Annotated in this window: 11 protein-coding genes; 1 reads left to right on the top strand and 10 read right to left on the bottom strand. The window is 69.3% G+C overall.

What is annotated here, in order from left to right; translation table 11 throughout:
* Nucleotides 1-80: 80 nt before the first annotated feature.
* The 10 genes from AOZ06_RS26770 to AOZ06_RS26815 all read right to left on the bottom strand — a co-directional run bounded on the left by AOZ06_RS26770 (nt 81) and on the right by AOZ06_RS26815 (nt 14,391).
* Nucleotides 81-2,273 carry a patatin-like phospholipase domain-containing protein gene (locus tag AOZ06_RS26770; RefSeq protein WP_054291924.1) on the bottom strand — a complete coding sequence of 731 codons (2,193 nt, stop codon included), beginning with the start codon at nt 2,271-2,273 and terminating at the stop codon, nt 81-83.
* A 123-nt stretch (nt 2,274-2,396) separates the two neighbouring features.
* Complete coding sequence (locus tag AOZ06_RS26775) at nt 2,397-5,321, bottom strand: M36 family metallopeptidase (RefSeq protein ID WP_054291925.1); 2,925 nt, start codon at nt 5,319-5,321, stop codon at nt 2,397-2,399.
* A 76-nt stretch (nt 5,322-5,397) separates the two neighbouring features.
* The gene (locus AOZ06_RS26780) at nt 5,398-6,063 is read right to left on the bottom strand and encodes a hypothetical protein (RefSeq protein ID WP_054291926.1); all 666 of its coding nucleotides are present in this window, start codon (nt 6,061-6,063) and stop codon (nt 5,398-5,400) included.
* Nucleotides 6,060-6,752, bottom strand: a complete 693-nt coding sequence (locus AOZ06_RS26785; RefSeq protein ID WP_054291927.1) for a hypothetical protein — start codon at nt 6,750-6,752, stop codon at nt 6,060-6,062. The genes AOZ06_RS26780 and AOZ06_RS26785 overlap by 4 nt, the downstream gene beginning before the upstream one ends.
* A complete protein-coding gene (locus AOZ06_RS26790) occupies nt 6,749-8,416 on the bottom strand; it encodes a WXG100 family type VII secretion target (protein ID WP_054291928.1) in 1,668 nt (555 codons plus the stop codon). Before AOZ06_RS26790 ends, AOZ06_RS26785 begins: the two co-directional genes overlap by 4 nt.
* Nucleotides 8,413-8,895 (bottom strand): YbaB/EbfC family nucleoid-associated protein, encoded by a 483-nt coding sequence (locus AOZ06_RS26795; RefSeq protein WP_054296941.1) that lies wholly within the window; start codon nt 8,893-8,895, stop codon nt 8,413-8,415. Before AOZ06_RS26795 ends, AOZ06_RS26790 begins: the two co-directional genes overlap by 4 nt.
* Before the next feature lie 105 nt (nt 8,896-9,000).
* Nucleotides 9,001-10,431 carry a glycosyl hydrolase family 18 protein gene (locus AOZ06_RS26800; protein WP_054296942.1) on the bottom strand — a complete coding sequence of 477 codons (1,431 nt, stop codon included), beginning with the start codon at nt 10,429-10,431 and terminating at the stop codon, nt 9,001-9,003.
* A gap of 367 nt (nt 10,432-10,798) precedes the next feature.
* Nucleotides 10,799-11,140 (bottom strand): cupin domain-containing protein, encoded by a 342-nt coding sequence (locus AOZ06_RS26805; protein ID WP_054296943.1) that lies wholly within the window; start codon nt 11,138-11,140, stop codon nt 10,799-10,801.
* On the bottom strand, nt 11,137-11,487 hold the full coding sequence (locus AOZ06_RS26810; protein ID WP_157233260.1) for a polysaccharide lyase: 351 nt from the start codon (nt 11,485-11,487) through the stop codon (nt 11,137-11,139). Before AOZ06_RS26810 ends, AOZ06_RS26805 begins: the two co-directional genes overlap by 4 nt.
* Nucleotides 11,488-11,643: 156 nt before the next feature.
* On the bottom strand, nt 11,644-14,391 hold the full coding sequence (locus AOZ06_RS26815) for an outer membrane protein assembly factor BamB family protein (protein WP_083471955.1): 2,748 nt from the start codon (nt 14,389-14,391) through the stop codon (nt 11,644-11,646).
* A 198-nt stretch (nt 14,392-14,589) separates the two neighbouring features.
* On the opposite strand from AOZ06_RS26815, the gene AOZ06_RS26820 reads away from it, so the two are divergent.
* Nucleotides 14,590-15,747 (top strand): PucR family transcriptional regulator, encoded by a 1,158-nt coding sequence (locus AOZ06_RS26820; RefSeq protein ID WP_054291931.1) that lies wholly within the window; start codon nt 14,590-14,592, stop codon nt 15,745-15,747.
* The last annotated feature ends 10 nt before the right edge of the window (nt 15,748-15,757 follow it).

The raw sequence follows: 15,757 nt of genomic DNA on the forward strand, positions 1-15,757 counted from the left end.
CCCGATGTAAAGCATCTTTGACACGACCAATGTAAAACATGACCGACATCGTGTCAAAGATGCTTTACACGCCCTCCGGGTTACTCCGGCGGCGTCAGGCGCATCACCGGGTCCACTGGGGCCGTGCCGTCGAACGGTTCGGCCAGGCAGGTGGTCGCGAGATCGACGAAGTGCTGGTACGCGCAGTAGATGTCGGACGCGGCCGGGTCGGCGGTCGGCGGCACCCGCGGCCCGCTGAACCATTCCCGCATCGCGACCGGCACGGGGTAGTGGGCCGTGCGGTCCCGGTAGAGCGCGGACCGCGCGTCGGCCTGCAACGCGACCTCGCGCCATTCCCGCAACGCCAGCCTGAGCCGGATCCAGCGGTAGCGGTCGGTACGCGTGTAGCCGTCGGCCTCGTCCTCGAACTGCGCCGTGAACCGTTGCCGCAGCGCGACTCCGGCGTCACGGCCGCGCAGCGCCAGCCGGGAGATCACCTCCGGGGACATGAACAGGTTCGTGCCGCCTTCGCCGGGACCCTGCGGGATCGTGGCGATGCGGCCGCGGAAACCGGGCAGCGCGGACTGCATCGTGTCGCGCCAGTCCATGAACGTGTTCAGGATCCGCCCGGCGAACGCCAGCGCCGTGCTGCCCATCTCGCTGTACGGCTCGCGAGGTGTGGACGCGTCCTGGTCGGGCAGGTAGATCTCGCCGTCCTTGACCGCACGGTCCGCCGAGGACAGGTTCAGGCCGAACGTCGGCCACCGCGGCAGCAGCGAGTCGAAGAAGTGGATCGGGAAGTTGCTGGTGATCCCGCCGTCGGAGAACCAGTGCGGCCTGCCGTCGCGGTAGAGCGGGATCGGGCAGATCAGGCCGGGCAGCGGCAGGCTCATCCGCGCGGTCAGCACCACGGGCACGTCGCACGGCCGCGGCAGCCACTGCAGCGTGACCGACGTGTGCTCCGGGCACGCCACCCCGTCGGCGCCGCTGCCGGACATCTGGGCGATGATCCGGTCCGGCGCGAGATCGCGCAGGCACTCCGGGCAGAACTGCCAGCGTTCCGCCGCGGGGAAGGGCAGTTGGTGCGGACGCCCGGCGGACAGGTCCGTGGTCATCAGCGCCAGGTTGATCACGCGGTCACCCGCCGGCGGGCAGTAGTCCGGATCGGACTCGCGCGGCTTGTCCGGGCCACGCCACAGGTCGCCGAATGTCAGCGCGCGGGAGTGGTCGATGCCCGCGAGGTCGTCGAGCCGGTCGGCCAGCCACGTCGCCAGCGGCGGCACCGGCGCCGACGGCATCCCGCAGATCCGGTCGAGACGGCCGGGGGAGTACTCGGCGGAACCGGGGACCAGGCCGAACCGGTGCGACCGGTACCGCATCACCACGGGCCACGACGTGACGCAGTAGATCACCACGAACGCAGCCGCCACGGCGAACGTCAGCACCAGCCAGGCCACGACGAGGACCGCGCCTGCCATCAGCCACCCGCGGGCGTCCATGTCGTACAGCGGCACCGAGGAGAACCCGATCGCCAACGGGACCAGGGAGAACAACGTTATCTTGCCGAATCTCGCGGCGGTCACCTCGTACGCCCACGCCGCCGCGGCGAGCGCGACGACCGCCAGCGGCCCCCCGGCGATCCACAGTGAACCGTTCCACGTGGACGGCGGCACCACCCAGCGCAGCGAATACGGCCCCACCAGCCACAACGCGAACAACACCAGCAACGCTCCCGTCGCCAGCGGTTTGACCGCGAACAGCACCGCGGTGGCCACCGACGTGAACCGCCTCCGCCCGGTCACCGCCGGGCTCTGCATCAGCGCGGTCACCAGCCGGAAAGCCTTGTGCAGTGCCGGTTTCGGCTGGAACAGGCGGGGCAGCCGCCAGCGTGCCCCGCCCGTTCCGGAGATCAGCCAGCGGATCATGCCCGCCATCCCGGCGAATCCGGGCCGGACGGTGTCGCCGGCGACCGGACCGGCGGGCTCGGCGTGCCGGCCGTACTCGGCGGCAGCCGTGGCGGAGGCGCCGATCGCGCCCGCCGACGCACCACCCACATTGCGGAACACGTAGTGCTCGGCGAGCGCGCACACCGCCAGCGGGTAGATCACGCCGCTCGTCGTGCCGCCGCGCATGGTCAGGTCGCAGGAGCGTCTCACGTAGTCCTGGTACGCGGCCGGGTCCTGCTTGGCCATCCTGTCCGCCGCCACCGGTGACATCCGCATCAAGCCCTGGTCCGCGGCGATGCGGTAACGATCCGGCCGCTCGTACTCCGCCACTTCGTCGATCGCGCTCATCTGACCTCCCGCGCCGTTCCCACCTGTGTATCGGCCGGATCCGACAGCTGGTTATGGCTGTCCGAGGTCACAGTATGGGTGTCGCCGGGGCCCGCGCGGGCCCCGGCGACGACAGCGCGGTGATCAGAAGGTGAACGCCTGGAACTCGGCGATCCGCACGGCCTGGGCAACAGCCGGGTTGCCCGTGGTGCAGTCACTTGTGGACCTCGGGTCGTTGTGCTGCGACCCGGCGTACTCCTTCGCGCCCGTGCACTGGTTGGTCAGCACACGGATCATCAGGTGGGTGGCCACCGTCGGTTCGATCCGGAACGACCGGGCGGTCAGGTCCGGCGCGGTCGGCCGTGGCGCGTCAGCGGGGAACGCGTCGGCCCCGCTCGTATACACCTTGCGGTAGTTCACCGGATCGGCGCAGTCCTTGCCGTTCCTGGCGTTGCACGCCAGCAGTTCGAACTGGCGCAGCGCGGTGAACCGGTTCTGCGGCCCGGAGTCGGGATCCTGCGTGTTCTGCGGCCGCAACTGGGCGCTGACCTGCACGCGGCTGATGAACCGCGGCCGGTCGCCCGCCAGGTCGACCCGGACCGCCTTGCCCGCGACCGGCGATCCCGCGGACACCCAGTTCGACGACTCGGTGTCGTCGATCAGCTTGTCCAGGTTCACGCCGTCGCCCGCCGCTGTCGCACCTCGGCTGCGGGAGGCGGCGTTGGGCAGCAGCAGCGGGTACAGCGCGTCCCGGTCACCCGGACGGATCGTACGGCGGACCTTCGTGCTGCCGTAGCCGTCAGCCGCGACGATGAAGTTGTACGTCCCCGGCGTCATCTCCACGCTGTCGGGCAGGGCAGTGGCCGGGTCGGTGTCGGCCACCGCGACCGACCGTGCCTCGTAGTCGCCGACGTACAACCGGGCGTTCTTGTTCGTCGCGAGCCGCAGTGTGCCGTTGCGGCCGTGCGGGGAGGCGAAGCTCGGCACCGGGTCGGCGTCGTTGCCGCCGTTGCTCGCCGCGTCACGGCCCAGACCGTGCTGGGCGAAGGCGTTCCACAGGATCGGCAGGTCCGCGCCGCCGAAGCGGATCTGGTTCGCGGCCAGTGTCGCGTCCCGCATGTCGACGTAGCTCACCGCACCGGAAGCGTTGAGCAGCAACGCGTCGAACGCCTGCTGCACCCAGCGCCGGTTGCCGGGGCACTTGTCGACCGGCACCTTGCCGTCGGCGCAGTCACGCTGCAGCGACGGCGTGCCGCGCCCGTACTTGTCGATCATCGCCTGCCGGACGTCGAAGCTCGTCGAGCTCCAGATCTCACCGTCCGCGTGCACCTGCTGGCCGACGAGGTCGTAGGCGACGTTGCTGTAGTTGAGCTCGCTCTTGCTCATGTCGTAGTTGCGGATACCGGTCCGCTTGTCCCCGGTGACGTAGCCGCCCGTCACGTACGGGGTGTCGCCACGCGGCGCGAAACCGTACTCGTACAGGTACTCCATGGCGAACAGGTCGGAGTGCGACTCGTTCATCGCACCGCCCTGCGCGCCGGACCAGCCGCTGTTCGGGCCCGCGATCAGACGGCCGCTGATGGCGTGGCTGTACTCGTGCCCGATGACGGACATGTCGTAGTCACCGTCGACACAGGGCGCGTAGAACCCGCCCGGGGTCGGCTGCCACAGGTACATGTTGGTCGTCGGCGGCACACCGTCAGGCGGCGTCGCCTGGTTGGCGTTGTTGCGGGACGGGAAGTCCGGCGGCGCCCCGCCCGCGCGTCCGCCGGCTTGCGCGTTCCCGCGTTCGGCGTCGCCGCCGAGGCCGCCGCGGTCACCGTTGGTCGCCTGCATGTTCCAGGTCTCCTCGGTGAAGCCGAGGTGATAGGACCAGTCGTGCATCCGGTTGTGCATGGCGAACAGGTTGGCCAGTGCCGCGTCGATGTCGTTCTGCTGGGGACTGGCGAACACCGACGGGTTGCACTTCTCCTTGTACCACTGATTGGTCCACGGATAGGTGTAGTCCCGTGTCGCGCTCGGCGCCGAGGTGCGCGTGCCGACCGTGCCACCGGCCAGGTCGTCCCACTTCTCGGTGCCGCGCGCGGAGTTGCCCGCACTGGTCTGGGTGGGCGCCCCGGTCGTGGGGTCCGCGTCCCATGCGACCCCACGGTCCGCCGTCTTGACCGTCCGCTCACAACCGGGCCCGCGGACCAGGCACCACTTCACGCGGTTGTCGCGGGAGGAGTAGTCGGCGGGCGGGTTGGCGGGGAAGACGTCCCACTCGGGGTTGTCCGAGTCGTGGTCGATGATGTCCTCACGGACCAGCACCTGCCCGGTCCGTGCGTCGACATAGGTCGTGAACCCGGTCGGGTGGTTCTGGTCCTTGGTCATCAGGACAACCTGGTACGCCACCCGCGGTGCCTCCTGCGGCATCGGCACAGCACCGAGCTGCACGCGAGTGGTGCCCAGTGCGTCGCCGGTCACGCCGGCGTCCGCGGTCGCCGAGGCCAGCGCCTGCTCCGGTGACAGCGTCGCGGGCTGCGGCGCGGCCCGGTCCGGGCTCAGAGTGGAACTGAGGTGGACGACGGCGCCGTCCCGGATCCCGAACACGGCCAGCCCGTCCAGCATCGACGGCATCGAGCCGTACCGCTGCCGCAGCATGACGTACGAGCCCTGCCCCATCGGTCTGCTGACCAGGACGTCCATCGCGCCGATGCTCGGCGCGCCCAAGCCGAACGTGGCCCGGTTGTCGGTGAGGTACGCCCTCGCGATCGCGACCGGATCGGCCGACGGGGCCGACCGGCGCTGCGCTTCTGGCTTCGGGGCCAGCGTCGACGGCGTGCCGTACTTGTTCCAGCGGACCGTGGTGCTGGACTGCCCGGCCAGCGTCCGCTGCTGGTCAGTGGGCTGGGTCGCCCCGGGCCGGTTGTCGACGTCCCCGTCGTCGACGGTGTCTCCCTGCACGGCGCTGCCGGAGGAGACCGGGTTCTGCGGGGCCGCGACCGCCGTGTCCGTCCATAACAGACTCGCGGATAGCGCCCCAGCCGCGGCGAGCGCACCGGCCCGCCGGAGAGGTTGTCTTCGCATCCCCACAGCTTCGTGCGCGCCCGCGCCAGGCGATACGTCCGTTAGTCGCTCAAATGACCGGCCCCCTGGGGGTCGCTCACTTCTTGACCTTCTCCCCGTGGATCAAGCACCCCACGTCGTAACGGCCGTACAGCAGCGATCCGTCGGTGAAGGCGACCCGGACGACCTTGGGGAAGGGGAAGGACCGGCCGACCAACGGCGTGGCCACGCCGTGCACCCGCTCGATGCCGCACTCCCACGTCCACACGAGCTTGCCTTCGAAGGGGTCCCAGTGGTTGGGGTACTTCTTCGGTCCGGCCACGGCGCTGAGCACCTTGCCGAACAGTCCCTTGCGCTCGGTCGTGGCGGGGTCCTCGCGGAAGTACGCGAACAGGTACTCGGGTATACCGACGCCGAACCGGTGTGTGGTCACGAAGATCGCGCCCGAACTGCCGCAGGCCGCCAGCGCGTCGGCGGCACGCACCGCGTCGCCGGCCGGGTCACGCGCCTCGGCCCACCAGCCGATCGAGTCGTCGCCGGACCAGTCGTCCACCGGGAACCGCCCGGACGTGCTCGACTCCAGCGGGACGTGGGGCAGGTGGTCGAGCGGGACCAGCGGTTCGGCGTCCGGCGGCGCGGGGTGCGGGACCTGGATCCGGTTGCCGATCAGCGAGCCGACATGGCGGGTCAGCGGGCCCGTCACCGTCTTGAGCTCCTCGCCTTCCCGCAGCTGGAAGCCGGGGTAGCGCTTGGCGGTCGTCATGATGTCTCCGGTGCGCCGAGGGTGAGCGCCAGCAGGTGTTCGTAGTGTTCGCGGGGGTACGAGAGGCCGAAGTAGAACTCGAAGCCGGACCCGTCGACGAGTTCCATCCGCAGGCAGTGCCGTTTCTTGAGCGCACCGTCCGCGTCGACGGTGAACTTCGCGATCTGCGCACGGGGAATGTCAACGACCGGTCGCAGGGGGTACAGGCGCTGTTTGCGTTGTGACCGGAAGAACTGCTCGCCTTCCTTGGGATCGGTGTCGAGCCAGCTCTCGTCCTTGGGGTCGGGTGGGCCGTGCGGGAACTCGTCGACCGCCTTGGGTGGGTCGAGCCGTTTGGCCACATGGAGCCGGCGCGGTGTCAGTGCCCACAAGGTGTCGTGCACGGGGATCTTGTCGCTGTAGTCCGCCGCGAGTTTCCTGTCGGGGTAGTAGAACGCAGTGACGTCGCTGGGCGGCGGGCCCGATGGCCTGCCGCCCTCATGAACGGTCATCTCCTCGTACACGACGGTGGCGGCCTTGGCGGGAGCCTTGAGGATCTTCATGCTCGTCGCGCCGAAGCCGCGTTCCTCGTCGTTGTTCCGCTGGGCGAACGCCGCCCACAGCACCGGTTCGCCAGAGCCTGCCAGCAGTTCGCGGGCGTGTACCACCGCACCCGCGAACTCGGAGGCGGGGTGTCTGTAGTGCTTCACTGATTCCCGCCCTTCCCATCGTCAGTGGTGAACCCGCGCTGCTGCGCTGCTTTGCGTTCTTCGGCGGTGGATGGGTCCTGAGCGTTGTCGTACACCTGGCCCGCACCCCACTCGACGGCGGCGCCAGGCACGTTGTCCAGCACGCCGCGGAAGATCGCCTTGGTCCTGTCGGTCGTGCCGCCACCGGCCAGGTAGCCGAGAGCGACCTTGGTGACGCCCTGGGCCAGAGCCTCGCCATCGGTGGCGTCCTCGCCGAAGTGGTTGTTGGTTGACCGGGTATTGCGCTTGCTGAGGCCGTTGAGGTGGTCCCGGGCCTTCTTCATCTCGTCTTTCGCGTCCTTGAGGCCCTTGCCGGTGCGTCGGGCCTCTGCCAGACCGCGCTGGGCCGCCTTGACGCCTTCTTTGGCGCCCTTCATGTTCCCTGTCTGCGAGAGGATGTTGGTGATCGGGTTGCCGGTGACCATGTCCTTGACACCCGTGGTCTGGCGCAGGTCCCGCAGCTTGTCGACGGCTTCGGGGACCCGTTTGCCGTAGTTCTGCGCGAACGTCCTGCCGCCGGGGATCTTGTCGATCAGCTTGGGCAGCTTGCCGTTGCGCAGCGCGACCAGGAATCCCTCGAGCCTGTCGACGAGGTCCTTGAGGTCGTCGCGCAGCTTGTCGACCCGCTTGCCGAGCCGGGCGGTGAGCACCGCGAGGCGGCTGGTGGTCGACACCGTGGCGGCGGCGGTGGACGCACCGGCGGTGATCCAGGACGCGGCCAGCGCCGCCAGCCACTCGATGATCAGGCCGAGCACGAACTCCTTGATGCTGTCCACGCAGATCTCGACGAACGTGTCGAAGATCGTCGCCGCGGTCTCCAGCACGCCCTTGAGGTTGTCGATGTCGCCGGACATCGCCCTGGCGCCCTCGCCGAACTCCCGCATCTCGGTGCGGAACTTCTCGGCGGCCTCGCCCTCCCACACGGCGGCCGTCGCCGCGGACCGCTTGACCTCGCTGTCGGCGACGCCCTCCAGCCACTTGGCGACGTTCTCCCAGCCCTTTGCCGTGCTGCGCATCTGCTCGGGGTCGCCGATGGCGGGTTCGAGCAGCCATTCCACGAGCGGGCTGATGGTGATCGAGATGAGCCAGCCGAGGCCGTTGTCGATCAGCGCCTTGCCGGGGCTGGTCACCGCCTGGAGCTGTTCCATCCGGGCGTTGAACGCGGCGAACGCCACCTCCGGCGGGCTGCCTGGGTCCTGGAGCTGCGCGGTGACGTCCTGCGATGCCTTCGACCACGAGCTGCCGTACGCCGAGGCTTGCTCGTAGTCGCTCTTGCGGGTCTTGTCGCCCGCGTGGTCGAGCGTCCCTTTGTCACCGACGCCCTGGCCGACGTTGGCCAGGCCTGTCGCGTTGTTGGCCTCGGTCGCGCCGTACGCCGTGGCGGTCTGGGTGACGGTGTCGGAGATGTGCGTCAGGTAGGTGGCCGCCTGCTTGGCCATGCCCTGGCACTCCTGCAAGGAGTCGAAGTACTTGTCCTTGAAGTAGAAGAACAACGGGCCGAAGCAGTCGTCACTGACCCGCGCCTGCTCCAGCAGCCGCTCCAGACCGGCGAAGTTCTCCGACTGCCTCACCGAGCCCTGACCGTGTGCCAGCAGTTGCGGCGCGTCGATGGCGAACCCGGTCATCGCTTCACCCCGGGGAAGCCGTCGTCGAAGTAGTCGTCGTCCGGCGGCGCCGGTCGTGGTGAGCGCGCTGGCGGCGTGCCGGGGATCGGCAGGTTCGCCGGGGGCGGCGGATCGCTCGGTCCGACCGGTTGGACGGCCGGGGCGTGCGCCCGGAACGCGTCCTGGAACTGGTCGTACATCTCGTCGCCCAGCACCGGCCGGACGGTGTCCTCGACGGCGGCCGCGGCCTGCTGGGTCGCGCGCCGGATCGTGCCGAGGATCTCCTGGGTGAGCTGGGTGTGCGTCATGGTCATCGCCCCCGGCGACAACTGCATGCCCAGTACCGCTCCCGACGGTGCCACCGTCACGGTCACCGAACCGTCGGAGTTGCGGGCGCTGCCCTGTAACTGCGCGATCTGGTCCTTGAGACCGGCCGCCCGGGCCGCCTGTTGCTCGAACTGACGCATCTTCTGCCGGAACTCGGCGTCGTCGACCGCCACGAATCCTCCCCTGTGTTCGTCGCGGGAGATCGTAGCCAAGAGCACGGCCCGTTCGTGCCGGAACACGAACGGGCCGTCACTTTCAGTGGTGATCGGGCTGGACGATCAGGCAGGCAGTCGCCACACCTGGTTCGCGCGGGCGAAACAGTCCCAGATCTGCAGGCGGGTGCCGTCCGCGGAGCTGTTGCCGGTCGCGTCGAGACACCTGCCCGAAGCCGGGTTGCGCAGCGTCCCGTCACCCTGCGCCTGCCACGACTGGGCGCCGGTGCCGTTGCAGTCGTACAGCTGGATCCGCGTCCCGTTCGCCGTACCCGCGCTGGCCACGTCCATGCATTTGCCGAGCGAACGGACAGTGCCGTCGGTGCCCACGGTCCAGGTCTGCGCGGTCGAGCCGTTGCACGAGTAGATCTGCACGGCGGTCCCGTTGGCAGGGTTGGCTCCGGCCACGTCGACGCACTTGCCCGCGATGCCCGTGATCGGCCCGGTGCGGCCACTGCCGGGCGGCGGGGTGGTGCCACCGGCGGCGTCGAAGATCGCGCTGACCAACGAGGTCGAGCCCGTGGTGTCCTGCGACAACTCCCAGTTCATGATGCCGCCCGCGTTCGCCACCGCCCACTGGGTCTTGCGCTTGATCGTGGGGATGCCGTTGTAGCACTGCTGCGCGCCCTGTGCCTGGACGCAGTCGCGGTTGGCGTTGGCCGGGTCCATCGCGACGAGCTGCGAGTAGGTCAGGTACGCCGGGCGGCTGTAGAACGGCACACCGAGGACGGTCTTGCTCGCGGGCAGGCCGCGTGACTTCCAGCCGTTGGCCGACTGGATCGACCAGTCGTAGTTGGCGTGCGGGCTGCCGCCGTCGTAGGCCATGATGTTGAGCCAGTCGACGACCTGGAAAACCGCTGGCTGCACGCCGTTGGCGGTGCCACCGCCGGACACCACGGCCGCGGTCAGCAACTTGCCGCGGTTGTGCAGCTCGGTACCCAGCTGCTGCATCAGCGCGGTGAAGTTGTTGCCCGACTGCCCGGGATCCGGGTATTCCCAGTCGATGTCGACGCCGTCGAGGCTGTACTGGTCGACCACGTTGGTCAACGCGTCGACGAACGTGGTCCGGCTGCCCGCGTTGCCGGCCAGCGCCTCGAAAGCCGAGTCGTTGCCGTCGTTCCAGCCACCGACCGCGAGCGAGACCTTGACTCCGTTGCTGTGCCCGAGCGACACCAGCGAGCGGAGTTTGTTCGGGTCCGGGATCGCCTGCAGCGTGCCGTTGGAGTTCGGCAGCACGAAGGCGTAGTTGATGTGGGTGAGCTTGCTGTACTGGATGCTGTTGACGCTGCCCGACCACGACGGCATGTAGCCGACGCTGCGGAAGCCGGGAGGCAGGGCCTGTACGGCGTCGGTCGCTGCCGGGGTGGTCGCTGCCGGGGCGGTCGCAGCCGGGGTGGCCGCGGCTGCCGGGGTGAGCGCGAGCGTGACCCCGGTCGCGGTCGCGGCGAGGGCGACGCCGGCGGCGCTCAGGCGCCGGCCCAGTCTGGAAAATCGCATGAACGGTTCCCTTTCACGCACGGGCCCGTCGCATCGCGAGGAGGAAGGCAGGGTGCGTTCGTCGACGCGCGGGAGCGAAACCCGTTCGATATCCGCAGGGGTGGGGTTTCAGCGAAGGGGAGGGCGACGGTCAGCCGTCGGCTGGTGCTCTGCTGGCGCGCCGCGGCCGGCGTCGTGGTCTCAGTGTCCTCATCGACACGCCCCTTCACTCATGGCGGCGGCGTGTCCCAAGGTACTGCATGCCTTAATTCAAGTCACGACATGAGAATGCGGTTCAGTTCGTTCGGCTGCCGAACTTAGTGTCCGCGCAGGTCCAGACCGGTCTGGACCAGTGGAACCGGGTGACGAAGTCCGAAGAGGAGGATGATCAGGACGGCCGGTAGCGCGTCTCCAGCATGACGCAACCGTCCTCGGTCCGATAGGGACCGTGGGGCATCCCTGGCGGCCGGCAGGCGAAGTCACCGGCGCGGAACGTGCGGTCGAGCGTGATGTCGTGCAGCGAGCCGTGCACGATGTACACCTCTTCGACGTAGTCGTGGGTGATCACCCCGGACGGGGACGTGTCCAGTCCCGGCGCCCAGTGGGCCAGCCTGGTGAGGATCTTCGGGTCGTGCTCGTCGCGCGACAGGACCCGTTCCGAGACGCCGTCCTGCACGCTCTGCTGCCAGGGGATGTCGTCGGTGCGGAAGAACTCGCGCTCGCCTTTCACCACACCATCCTGGCGCGTGTCCGCCCGGTACGCACGCCAGGACGACGCCACGTCGGTGTTTCGTGGTTGCCGCCGTAGAGCCCCGGCAGTTTCCCGCCGAGACCCCAGTCGAAGTTGGCGGGGAACCGCACGCGGTAGCGCAGGTAGAGCGTGGTCGCGTTGCGCGGGTCGGACCGGCCGGCCTGACCGAGGTCCTGGTCGAACTGGCCGCCGCCGCTCGTCGGGCAGTTGGTGCACGACGGCGCCGAGGAATCCTTGCCGTACTTGACGTCCAGCGTGGCGCCGGACGCCTTCATGTTGCCGAGGCCGGACTCGCCCCGGCCGTCGATTCCCGGCTTCCCCGCCACGAGGACGAGTTGAAGCCGGCGAACGTGCCGGTCCACGGCGCGGCCGACGGCGTGCTCACCGAGATGAGGCCGGCAAGGGCTGCGCAGGTGATGATCGCCGTGCGCCTTCGTTCCCTGTTCGTTCAACTACTTGACCGGTATTCACCCATGTGAACGTCACGAGAGGGGGAAGCGCGGTCTGCGCGCGGCCAACGCGTGCACGGTGCCATCAGTGGTGAGCGCGATGACCCAGTCTCCGGACACCGACAGGGCGGACGTGAGCCCGCCGCCGAGCTTGTACTCGGCGCGGATCGTGCCCGTCCTACGGTCGAGTGCGATCAGACGACCGTCCCAGGTGCCCACGTACACCGTCGTCGCGGTGGCCAAGGGGTGCATGGCCGGGGCGCCCGCCGGCCGGGTCGCGCAGTACTTCGCCCGGCTCGGGTCGTCCACCGGGCTGGCGCCCGGCGGATAGCCGACGGCGGTCTCCCACGCTGGCGTGCCCGGCTTGGCGGGGTCGAACGCCCGGACCTTCCCGTCGATCCCGGCGACGTACACGATGCCGCCGTACACCGCCGGAGTGGTCACCGGGGGAGGCCCGGGCTCGCAGTTGGCGGTGGGAACCGGCGCGGACCACAACTGCTTGCCCGTCATGTCGTGCACGAGCACTCCTTGCTGTGACATCGACACCACGGTGTTGTCCGCGATCACCGGCGACGGGTGCGCGTAGATGTCCTTCGACAGCGACACGGACGACTCCCGTGCACACGTGGTGAGGTTCAGCCGGACAAGCGCGTTGCCTGCGCCGCTGTTGATGTACGCGCTGTCCGAGCCGGGGACGCGGACCGCGGTGCTGTGGAACTCACCCCAGCCGACCTCGTCGGCACGGAAACCGCCGCGCCGGGCGCCCGTGCCCGCGTCACGGCAGACGATCTGGTTCCATTGCTGGTAGACCGCGACCCGCCCGGCCGACGTGTCGAAAACACTCACCGGGCCACCGGCCCGGCCGTACCGGCGAACCGTGGCACCGGTCTTGTGCTCGTCCTCAATGGTCTCCCACACCACGTGCCCGTCGGTGACAGCGAGCGCGTACACCCGGCCGACCGACGTGGACAGGTACACCCTGCCGCCGTGCACGGTCGGGAACGACTCGGCATCACCGTCCACGTAGGTCCGCCAGACGGTCCTGCCGGTGGCCAGGTCGTAGGCGATCACCTGGTTGTACGGTGATGCGAAGGCCTGCGAGGTGACGATCGCCTTGCCGTCGGCCACCGCGGCGCCGTTGAGCGTGAAGTTCTGCCCGGTGCTGGCCGACCACCGCTGGTCGAGCACGGCACCGGGATCGGCCGGCGACGCCGAGCGTCCCTGCTCGTCACCGCCCTGCCTGGTCCAGTCCGCGCCCGCTTTGGCCTTGTGCAACGCGAAGAACGGGACCACACGGAAGGTGTTCCGCTTGGCAGGCCACGACTTGCCCGCGGAGTCGTGCGCCACCACGTCGACCCGGTAACTGCCGGGCAGCAGGCCGCTGATGACCGAACGAGCCATTGTCCAGTTGTCACGCGGCTTCGGGCACGGCTCCGGGCGGCCTCCCGGCGGGGTGTAGCAGTTCACCTGGCCTGCCGGCTCGGCGGGAGCGCCGAAGGCCAGCTCGCTGCGCCACACCGTCCAGCCCCACGCGTTGCGGACCTGCACGCTTGCCTTCACCGGGATGCGTCCGTCGTCCTCGGCGTAGACGTCCAGCGGGATCCTGGCGAACTGTTCGTACACACTGGACTGTGCCGGGCTCACCACCGCCATGTCGTCGCGCACGCCGAACTGGTGGTGCTGCCCGGTGACGTACCGGTTGGCCAGGTCGGTGAAGTCGAGCACCTTGTAGCCCGGGCGTACGCCGTCGATCCCGTACGTCGCCCCGATGTTGTTGACCTCCACCGAACGGGGAAACGCGCCGCGCCGGAACTCCGCCTGCTGGTTGTGCCCGGCCGCGAACATGCGCACGTCGTACTTGGCCAGCTCGTCCGCGATCGGCTGGATCGCCGGCCCGGGACCCCACTGCGTGAACAGGGACCGGTGCGCGAACACGAACACCTGCTTGCCCACGGCATTGCGGCGCAGGTCCTCCCGCAGCCACGCGAGCTGGGGGACAAGCGAACTCGTGTCGTAGTTGTTCTCCAGCACGACGTGGTGACGCCCATTGCGGTTGAAGCTGTACCACTCCGGGCCGAGGTTGCGGCGGAACAACTCGACCGAGGAGACGTAGGCGCCCTCCGAGGCGTCGTGGTTGCCCATGACGGGGTAGAACGCGTGGCCGAGCTTGCCCGCGACCAGTCCGGCGCGCAGGATGTCGTAGCTGCCTTGCCTGCGTGGCGCGCTGGTGTAGTCGGTGACGGTGAGGTCGCCGGTGGCGATCGTCAGGCTCGCCGCCGGGTCTTCGGCCATCGCCCGCACCTGGTCGCTCCACTGGTCACGGGTGCGCTCGGCTGACTGGTCGCTGCGGTTGTCGGTCTCCGTGTCGGACACCATCTGCCACTTCTCCGCCGGGTCGGCGGCCTTGGCGTCCGGCAGCAGCGGGAAATCGACCGTGCTCGCCACCGGCCGGAAATACCTCGGGACGAAATCCTCCCGCAGCGGCGGCGTGTACCCGTCGGGGGACACGACGTGAATCAGGTCCGTTTCCCGCCTGGTGACGTCGACCTCGGCGGAATAGCGTCCTGAGTGGTCGGTGGTGGCCCACACGGCACCATCGGTCACGGACACCCCGGCGAGCCCCTGCTCACCCTCGCCCTGAACGCCGTCGCGGTCGGTATCGGCGAAAACGGTTCCTTCGACGACGACCGTGCTGGCCGCCCGCACATCCGGCGGCGGGCTGACACCCAGGACGAACCCGGTGACGATGACACCGGCTATCACCACGTGGTTTCTCGACACCGCCGGAAGCTAACAACGCCAGGTGCCGGGACGCGTCCGGCAGGAGAACGCCGTGTGAACCGGGCCGGTCCGTTCGGGGCCGGTGCCCGATTGTTGCTACGAAAACGTAGCGTAATCACGGAGCGTGTTGCTCGCTCGATAGGGTGATGTGGGCGCCAAGTAAACCGTTGCTGTCCACCGGCACGATAAAAAACAACAATGGCAGTCCCGGGACAGTCGCGGACCACCGACCTGTGGGCGAAAGTCCCGGCGGACGCGGCGAGACAGTTCCAGTCCCACGCCGATCCCCTGGCCAGGGCGATCCTGCGCGAAGTGGGACGGTCGGTGCCGGAGTACTCCCACGCGCTGGACGGCGACTTCGGGCGGGCGTTCGTCCAAGGGGTTCATGTGGCCGTGGAGCGGTGCGCCACCGCCATCGGCAGCGCGGCCTCCCCGCCGGACAACACGGACCTGTTCCGCGAACTCGGTGCCCAGGCCTACGCCGCCGGGCACAGCCTCGAAGCCCTGCTCGGCGCCTACCGTGCCGCGGCAAGGGCCTCCTGGTCGTACGTGTCCACGTTCTGCCGTACCATTCGTCTTCCCGCCGACGTGCTCTGCGTGATCGGCGAGGCGATCCACGTGCACTCCGACGAGGCATCAGCCCTGTCGGCCGCCGGGTACGCCGCCGGAAGCGTCCGCATGCGCCAGGAGAAGCGCGACCACCTGCTACATCTTCTCTTCACCGAACCCGCCACCCCGCCCGACACAGTGGCGTGGCTCGCCAAAGCCGCGGAGTGGACAGTCCCGAGCACGGTCCACGCGGTCGCCCTGGACCACAACGCCGGCTCCCAGCCCAGCGCCCCCGCGCTGCCTGACGACGTTCTGTCCCATTTCGACGGCAAGAACTCGCGTGCGCTCACCGCCTGCCCGGAGCGGCTCACCGAGGTTGACCTCGGCCGATGGCGCGCCGCGGTGGGCCCGCGGGTCGCGCTGACAGAAGCAGCCACGTCGCTGCGCTACGCCCGTCGCACAGTGGAACTCGCGCGGAGCGGGGCGATCGAGGGTGCGCCCGTGCTCTGGGTGTCCGACCACCTGACCACGTTGATGCTGCACAACGAGAGCGTCTTGCTCGCCGCCTGCGCCGAAGAAAGCCTCGGCCCGCTGCGCGGCCTGACCGACAGGCAGCGCGAGCGGCTGTCCGAGACGCTGTCGGCCTGGCTGCGCACCGGCGGCAAGACGCTCAAGATGGCCGAGTATCTCGGGATCCACCCGCAGACGGTGCGCTATCGCGTGAGCAGGCTGGAAGTCCTCTTCGGCGACCGCATGACGGACCCGGCCGAGCGGATGAACCTCCTGCTGGCGCTGCAGGCGACGTGACTGTCCACCG

It is taken from the genome of Kibdelosporangium phytohabitans, from assembly GCF_001302585.1.
GTDB lineage: Bacteria > Actinomycetota > Actinomycetes > Mycobacteriales > Pseudonocardiaceae > Kibdelosporangium > Kibdelosporangium phytohabitans.